Annotated in this window: 5 protein-coding genes; 2 read left to right on the forward strand and 3 right to left on the reverse strand. The window is 61.7% G+C overall.

Features of this window, described 5'->3' with window-relative positions; genetic code table 11:
* Window positions 1–161 precede the first annotated feature (161 nt).
* The 3 genes from WBP53_RS16920 to WBP53_RS16930 all read right to left on the reverse strand — a co-directional run bounded on the left by WBP53_RS16920 (window position 162) and on the right by WBP53_RS16930 (window position 4,278).
* Window positions 162–1,049: a DUF3034 family protein gene (locus WBP53_RS16920; protein ID WP_423930926.1), complete on the reverse strand. Its 888-nt coding sequence runs from the start codon at window positions 1,047–1,049 to the stop codon at window positions 162–164.
* A 307-nt stretch (window positions 1,050–1,356) separates the two neighbouring features.
* Complete coding sequence (locus WBP53_RS16925) at window positions 1,357–2,958, reverse strand: phytoene desaturase family protein (RefSeq protein WP_423930922.1); 1,602 nt, start codon at window positions 2,956–2,958, stop codon at window positions 1,357–1,359.
* 24 nt (window positions 2,959–2,982) lie between these two features.
* Window positions 2,983–4,278, reverse strand: a complete 1,296-nt coding sequence (locus WBP53_RS16930) for an MFS transporter (RefSeq protein ID WP_423930923.1) — start codon at window positions 4,276–4,278, stop codon at window positions 2,983–2,985.
* 157 nt (window positions 4,279–4,435) lie between these two features.
* Between WBP53_RS16930 and WBP53_RS16935 the strand changes: the two genes are divergently transcribed.
* Both WBP53_RS16935 and WBP53_RS16940 read left to right on the forward strand, forming a co-directional pair.
* Complete coding sequence (locus tag WBP53_RS16935) at window positions 4,436–7,369, forward strand: tetratricopeptide repeat protein (RefSeq protein ID WP_423930924.1); 2,934 nt, start codon at window positions 4,436–4,438, stop codon at window positions 7,367–7,369.
* Window positions 7,370–7,584: 215 nt separating this feature from the next.
* The coding region (locus WBP53_RS16940) for a hypothetical protein (RefSeq protein WP_423930925.1) at window positions 7,585–7,934 on the forward strand (350 nt) is incomplete at its 3' end.

The following is a 7,934-nucleotide window of genomic DNA, read 5'->3' on the forward strand; positions in this document are numbered from 1 at the left end:
CCTCCGAATTGCTCAAATACCGGCAACAGCGAAGGGTCCGCGGGTGCCGGATCCTGATCCGCATTGGCCAGAGGGGAAAGCGCGACCATGCCAACGAGCATCGACAGGAGCAGCGAATGAAACATGCGAGGGAGGTTCTTCAAGTCGGGTTCGATCCGGTTTCAGAATCCGACCTGCAGCGAGACATAGATGCCGCGCTGGTCAGGCTGGTTCATGATTGAGCCAAGATTCGCGTATGCCAGAGTCAGCGAAAGGTGCTTGTTTGGTGCCCAGGCGACGAAAGCGTCATACCAGTCGTCTTCGGTGGCAATTGAAAGATTGTCCGGCTTCATGCGGTATTCGGCACCGATTGCAACACTGCGCGAAAGCAGCCAGGCGACCGAGCCCTCCAGCTGAGGCTTGTAGCTGTCGTTCAGATCACCACCGAAACCGAGAATGCCAATCTGGTTGGCCTTGGTAAGACGCAAGGTCAGGTTTACCAACAAACTTTGGCTTAGATAGAGCTTGGTCGCGTTCACATAGTAATCGACGCCTTGATTGTCTCTGGCACCAATGGCGTGGAGTTCGGCATTGCGGTCGTTCTTCTTGAACTGTGCTCCTGCGGATATCTGCGGCAGCCATCGATCCTGATCAAGCACTGCGTCTCCTGCGAGCCTGAGCTTCACGCCGAGGATGTCTTGAGTAAACGTGAATCCCTGGCCAAGCCCGAGTGCTGCGCCAACATGTCCGGTATCGAATCGCTGCTGCGCATAAGACAGCTCCACCCGGTCAAGAAAACCGACCAGGGCACCCGCCACATCAAGCTCATAGTCGGGCAGGTTGAGTCGGGTCAGGAACGCCGTTGCACCGATCTGGTCACTGGTACCGTAGCCTCCAATCACCGCCCATGGCGTCAATCCGCCTCCGGCGGCGCCTTCGACCTGACTGACACCACCGGTCAGCAACAGTCGATCGCTGCCTGCGACCGTATTTTCGGGCCGTGCAGATTCGGCCGCGGTCGGTGCGTCTTCCGATATGTCACTCGCCTTGACGACTCCGCTTGAGGTCATCGCAAACGCCATCGCCAACAGCAGTGCGCTACTGATTCGTCTGGTGCAATTCATGGATTCGTCTTGCCCTGATTGCAGACTACGGTCGAACCGCTGTTGACCATGCAGCCAACCGGGGCACAGCTCGCGGATCGTGGCCTTGCGAACCCGGAGCATCCATGATTTCGGACAGTCTGGCGAGTGAAAGACTGAAAATACGCCCAGAACAACCGGGCAGAAACCCTGGGATCAAAGACAATGCCTGTCGACCGTCGCGGATCGGATGCAACAAGCATGCAAATGGCCACACCGGGATTCTGGCCACGGATCAGTGCAGATCGGAAATGATCACCCTCGACGCGTTGTGGCCGGGCGCACCGGTAACGCCACCACCGGGATGAGTGCCTGCGCCACACAGATAGAGGCCGGGCAAGGCGCCGCGATAGTCTGCCTGCCCAAGCATCGGGCGCGCGCTGAACAACTGATTGAGACTCAGCGCACCGTGAAAGATGTCGCCGCCGATCAGGCCGAACGTGCGCTCAAGATCCTTCGGCGTCAGTGCCTGCCGGCCCAGAATCGAGCCCTTGAAGCCCGGTGCAAACTTGTCAACGGTGGCGATCATCAGATCCGCCACTTCATCACGATGGTTGTCCCAATCGCGACCATCCGGCAATACGGGCGCGACTTGCTGGCAGAACAGGCTGGCTACGTGCTGGCCATCCGGAGCGAGACTGTCATCCAGTGTTGACGGGATCAGCATCTCGATGATCGGTTCGCGCGACCAACCGCGCGCCATTGCATCGGAATAGGCTCGATCCATGTAAGCCAGGCTCGGCGCCATGATGATGCCTGCAGTCAGATGATCACCCTGCCCCGGCATGGCCGTGAAATCGGGCAATCGGGAAAGCGCGACATTCATGCGGAAGGTACCGGATGCGCACCGCCAATGGGCCATGCGTTCGCGCGTCGGTTGCGGTACCACGTCAGGCGCAAGCAGCTGTTCGTACAACAACTTCGGATTGACGTTGGCGACGATGGAACGGGCGTGCAACACGTCGCTTCTCTCGGTCACGACGCCAACAGCACGGCCTTTCTCGACGATGACTTCGCGCACGCCGCAACGGGTGAGAATCTCGACACCCTCGGCCATCGCCGCCTTGGCCATGGCCTGGGTAATCGCACCCATGCCGCCTATCGCGTGGCCCCATGCGCCCTTGATCCCATTCACCTCGCCAAATACGTGATGAAGAAGGACATAGGCGCTGCCCGGCGTATGCGGACTCGCATAGTTTCCGACGATGCCATCAAAACCGAACACGGCCTTGATCGGATCGCTTTCGAACCAGCGATCGAGATACTCGGATGCAGAAATCGTGAACAGGTCGAGCAGCTCCTGGCGAAGGCTGACGTCGAGTCCGTGCAGGCGCTTGCCCAGCTTGCCAGCCCGCACAAGCTCCGGAATCGCTTTCCACCAGCCGCCATCCGTGATGTTGGGCGGCGGCTCCATGGCCAGCGCGCGCAATACGTCAGCGATCGCCTCGAGACGTTTTTCATACTCGGGCAGGCGCTCGGCATCGCGCTTCGAGAATTTCGCCACTTCCGATTGAGTGAGCCCTGCACCGACCCGCAAGGATTGCCCATCGGGCAGCGGCAGGAAGTTGCCGAGCTTGCGTTCGACGATGCGCAAACCGTGCGCATGCAAATTCAAATCGCGGATAACCTTGGGCTGCAACAGCGACACCGTGTAGGCCGCCACCGAGTTGCGAAAGCCGGGATGGAACTCCTCGGTGACCGCCGCGCCGCCGACCACATCGCGGCGTTCCAGAACAGTGACCTTGAGGCCGGCCCGGGCCAGGTAGGTGGCGCATACCAGGCCATTGTGGCCAGCGCCGATGATGATTACATCGCAGTTGCCGTCGGACTTCTTCATGCGTTGATTATGCGCGGCCATCCATCAATGGGTCACGCTGGCGACAGTCGAGCGTGCGCGCGCCGCCCAGACCGCCGCGAATATACCGGCAGCACAGGCCATGGCAACGTAGTAGACCGCCGCGTTTGGTTCGCCACCACGGATCCACAAGCTGATGATGAGCGGCGTCAGTCCTCCGGAAATGGCATAGGCGACGTTGTAGGCGAACGAGATTCCGGAGAACCGGATTGCCGGTGGAAAGGCATGCACCATCAGGCTTGGAATCGCGCCGGCCACGCCGACGAAGAATCCGGTAATCGTGTAGGCGACCGTGAAGTGTTCAGGCGCAACAGTCAGCACGCGATAAAGCCCGGCAGTGGCCAGGGCAAGTCCGATGGCTCCGGCCACGAGCACGCGCTCGACACCGAATCGGTCCACTGCGAATCCGTAGGCCACGCAGCCCACGCAGAGCGAAAATGTCGCCAGCGAACTCGCCTTCGCGGCTTCTGCAGGTGCAATGGCAAACAGGCTCTGCACAAGAGTCGGTGTCATCAGGATGACCACGACAATGCCGGCAGTCAGCATCCACGTGATCAGCATCGAGCGCACCACGTCGCCTGTGTGCCCCTGCAGGACCACCTTCAGCGGTAGACCACGGACCAGTTCGCGCCGGCGACGCATCTCCTCGAATACCGGCGTCTCCTCCAGATAGCGGCGAAGCCAGACCGCGAGCAACCCGAATAGCCCACCAATGATGAACGGCAATCGCCAGGCCCAGGCCAATACTTCCTCACTGGACCAGGTGGTATTGACCCAGGTGGCGACCAGCGAGCCGAGCAGGATGCCGAAGGTCAAGCCCGATGTCAGCGTGCCGCAGGCGAAACCGATGCGCGATTCAGGCACGTGTTCCGAAACAAAGACCCAGGCACCCGGCACCTCACCGCCGACGGCCGCTCCTTGCAGTACCCGCAACAGCAATAGAAGCAGCGGCGCCGCAATTCCGATGCTGGCATGTGTCGGCAGCAGGCCCATCAGCAGGGTCGGCACGGCCATCAGCAGCACGCTCAACATGAACATGCGCTTGCGACCGATGCGGTCGCCGAAGTGGGCCATGATGATGCCACCCAGCGGGCGCGCCAGATAGCCGGCTGCGAATATGCCGAAGGTCTGCAACTGCCGCAGCCACTCGGGCATGTCCGGCGGGAAAAACAACTGCGCGATAACAGCAGTGAAGAAGACGAAGATGATGAAATCGTAGAATTCGAGAGCACCACCCAGGGCGGCCAGCGACAGGGTACGAAAGTCACGGCGACTCAGTGCGGTCGGAATGGCTGCGGACATCGGTGACCTGGCATTGGAATGGCAAAGGCAACAATACATCAGCGCGGCTGCCACTGACACTTCCCCTGCGCTGGCTGAATGCATCAAGCCGCGCTACAGGCGATACCAATCTGCTAGGCTCCAACGGAAGCAATCAAGACACCAGAAGCACTGCGCGATGCGCTATCAGTTTGCCGAATTCGAGCTCGACACCGAGCGGGAGTTGCTGCTCGGGCCGGCCGGTCCGATCACGCTGCGCCAACGGCCGCTTCGTCTGTTGCAGCATCTCATCGAAGCGGCACCCGCCGTGGTTACCCGCGATGAGCTGATGGATGCGCTGTGGGGCCACAACGCGCTGTCCATCAATGTGATTCCGCAGACGCTCAGCGAATTGCGCCAGGCGCTCGATGACGACGCCATGAGTCCACGCTTCATCGAGACCCGACATCGTCGCGGCTACACGTTCATCGCGCCGGTCCTGAAGCTGGCGGATGAGCCAGCCGAAGTAATCGTCGAGCGGGGTGACGAAGCCGATTCCATGGCTGCAGATGCGCCCTCGCCGCGCCTCTCGGTCGAAATTCCGGCCCCTGCGACGCGCATGCGAAAGCCGTGGCGAATCATCGCCTGGATCCTGCTGGCCCTTGTTCTGATCAGCACAGTGGCCTTGTTCAAGGGTTGGCGCGGCGATGCCACGAACCCACATGCCATGACTCCCGGCATGCGTCCGCTGATCGCGATCACGGCCGCTCCGGAACAAGCCGCTGAAGCGGCCCTGTTGAGGCTGCGCCTGCGTGCTGCCGAAGACGTGATCGTGCTGGAGCCGGATCTCGCAACCGTGATTGCCACGACGACAGATGGGCCACGACAGATTCGCATCGATGCCAGTGGAGCGTGGAGCGTCCACGCGGCAGACGATAGCCTGCTGCAACGAGGCGACGCGCCGGCGGGTGATTTCGCATCGCGCAGCAGTGCACTGACAGCAGCCATTCGCGCCGCCCTGCAGTTGTCGCCGCGCTCGGCCGTCGATCCAGGCTGGCCCGGCGACAGCGCCGCCGTCGAGACATTGGCCAGAGCCTCACTGGCGTTCGAACGGGATGATCTTGATAGCGCCCGGACGGGTTTGCGTCTGGCCCTGAGCGATCTGGCCCCGCCAGCATCCCTGCGACTGTTGCAGGCGCGCGTGGAACGACGCGCAGGAGACTGGACTTCCGCGAAAGCGAAGCTGGCGAATCCCGCAACTGTTGCCGTCGGTCAGTCGACACCCACTGACTTGCTGATCGATGCGCAGCGCGCCGACCTGAGCGGCGCACGCCCGGAAGCCATGGCCGCGCTTCGCGCTTACCACCACCTGGTCCCTGAAGATATCGACAACACGCTCCGCTTGATCGACTGGCAGTTGCGCGGGCGCCAATGGCAAGCCGCGCAAGCCACGCTGGCGGAATTGGCTGCGCGCGCGCCATGGCTCGTCGACGCCGCACTGCGCGTGCCAAGAGCCAGGCTCGCTATCGGCCAGGAAAAACCGGATGACGCACTCGACTTGTTGCAGCCGATTTTCGATGCGCCGAATCGCTACCCTGCGAAGACACTCGTCACGGCATGGCAACTGCGTGCCTCGATCGAGCAGAATCGCGGCCAGAGCGAGCGGACCTTGCAGGCACTGCAAGCCCATATTGCAATCGCGACGCCGGATCTTGCCCTGCTTTCCGGCACCATTGCTCGTGAACGTGCCGACATCGGGCTGGCCGAGCGCGCATTCGCGACAGCCATCAGCGGTTTCGCGATTCAGGGCCGGCATGGCGAGCAACGGCGTGCCGAGCTGGAGGCCGCTCAACTGGACCTTGATCGCGGCAAGGCACCACAGGCCGGCGAACGGATGCAGTCGTTGTTGACGGCAGCAGAAAAGGCCGGCGACCCCGCGTTGCTGGTTGACATCAACACCGCCCTTGGCCTGGCCTACACCAAGGCCGGTACGCTCGATGCCGCGCGCATCACCCTGGATCAGGCCATCGAGATCGCCAACCTCAATGGCGATGCAAAGCGCGAAGCGATCGCTGTTCTCAATCGCGGCGTTCTGCTGGTCCAGCTCGGGCGTCTCGACGAAGCCGAAGTATCCTTTGCGCGCAGCGCGAGCCTGTTTAGAAGCATCGAAGATCCCCGCGGAGAGACAGCTGCGCTATCGAGCGTGGCGGCGGTCGCCGCGCGCCGCGGTCGCAATCGACAGGCGCGAGAAGCACATGCCCAGGTACTGGAACGACAGCGAGAATCCGGCTCCGCGATCGAGGTAGGTCGCGCGGCGTTCAATCTCGGCATCGTCGAACGCGAACTGGGTGAGCTCGATGCGGCCATCACCCACTTTGACGAGGCCTTTGGCGTACTGATCGGCGCCGACGCGATCGACTTCGCCTTGCAGGTGAGCGCATCGCGCGCCGAACTGGAACTGCAACGCGGCCATGCTGACCGCGCCGCTTCGGCGCTGGCCGAGGTCGATCAATATGCCGATCAGGGTTCGCCGATGCGACGGGCTGCCGTGCTTTCGGCATCGGCGCGTGTCGCGGAAGTCGCAGGCAACACGGACATCGCGGCCAGATACTTCCGGCAGGCTCGCGATCTGCGTGAGCAGGCTGGCGCGCGAGCCTGGGTGCTGGCGACTGATTTGCTGCTGTTGCGCATCGAGCTGCGCAAGTCGCCCGGCTCGGACCGGCTACGCGTTCAGCTGGAGGCAATCGAGGGCGAGTTCAGCCGTTTGGGGGAAGACCGCGATGCGCAGTTCGCGGCGCTGATCGCCGCCGAGTCCGCGCTGGCTGCCGGCAACAAGGCATCGGCGAAGGCGATCATGGATCGCCTCAGGGAGCCCCTGCTGCAATCAGGCAATCGTGCCCAGCAGCTGCAGGCCGAATGGATTCTCGCCGGACTGGCCGATGGCGATGAACGCGATGAGCGCCTGCTGCGACTTTCACAAACTGCAGCCAGCGAAGGTTTCGGATTGCTTTCCCGGCTTGGCGAAGTGATGCGCATGGAAACAGGCTCATCGTCGCGGAGCACCGAGATCAAGCGACTGGAATCGGCGCAACTCGGCGGTATCCTCGCGGCACCCAGCGCCGCGTTTCAGTAGCCCCTTTGTCGGTCAGGAAAGGCCCGTCCTGCAACGACTTGATAGTTCCTTGACAACTTCCTGACAGCAACTGGAGAACTTTCAGCGCCACCCCGTGCAACCTGACTGCTCTGTCTGGATGCCGAAGAGGTGCTGCAATGAATGGCTTTTTCACCAAGTGGTGGGTCTTGATGTCTTTGCTGGGATCTTGCCTGTTGGCCGCGCCCTGTTCGGCTGTGACTACCGTATTGTTGAACGCCAACTTCAACGACAAAACACTGAATGCCCCGATCGGAATCAGCGGCCCCGATCTGGGAGAGCCCGTCCTCATCAATCCGTCGATAGAGGCAATCGTGCAGGCAACGCCGCTGGCAACACCTTCGCTGCACATACGCAGCATGAGCCAGCCCACCCTTGGAGCCATGGGCTTCGAATTTTCCAATCAGGCCGAGATCCGGGAAGGCGAACTTCGTATCGCATACACGGTCCGTTCGCCTGCCACGCTCTCGAGCTTTCATGTTGGCATACACGAGAAAGGCGGCTTTTCGCACCAATTCGCCAATCTCTCTTTTCTTGATAGCGGAGG

Source organism: Dokdonella sp. (genome assembly GCF_049593775.1).
Taxonomy (GTDB): domain Bacteria; phylum Pseudomonadota; class Gammaproteobacteria; order Xanthomonadales; family Rhodanobacteraceae; genus Dokdonella.

Excerpts from the sequence above, each read along its gene's own strand:
- WBP53_RS16920 (WP_423930926.1), bottom strand. The coding sequence starts at position 1,049 with ATGACCTCAAGCGGAGTCGTCAAGGCGAGTGACATATCGGAAGACGCA.
- WBP53_RS16925 (WP_423930922.1), bottom strand. The coding sequence starts at position 2,958 with ATGAAGAAGTCCGACGGCAACTGCGATGTAATCATCATCGGCGCTGGC.
- WBP53_RS16930 (WP_423930923.1), bottom strand. The coding sequence starts at position 4,278 with ATGTCCGCAGCCATTCCGACCGCACTGAGTCGCCGTGACTTTCGTACC.
- WBP53_RS16935 (WP_423930924.1), top strand. The coding sequence starts at position 4,436 with ATGCGCTATCAGTTTGCCGAATTCGAGCTCGACACCGAGCGGGAGTTG.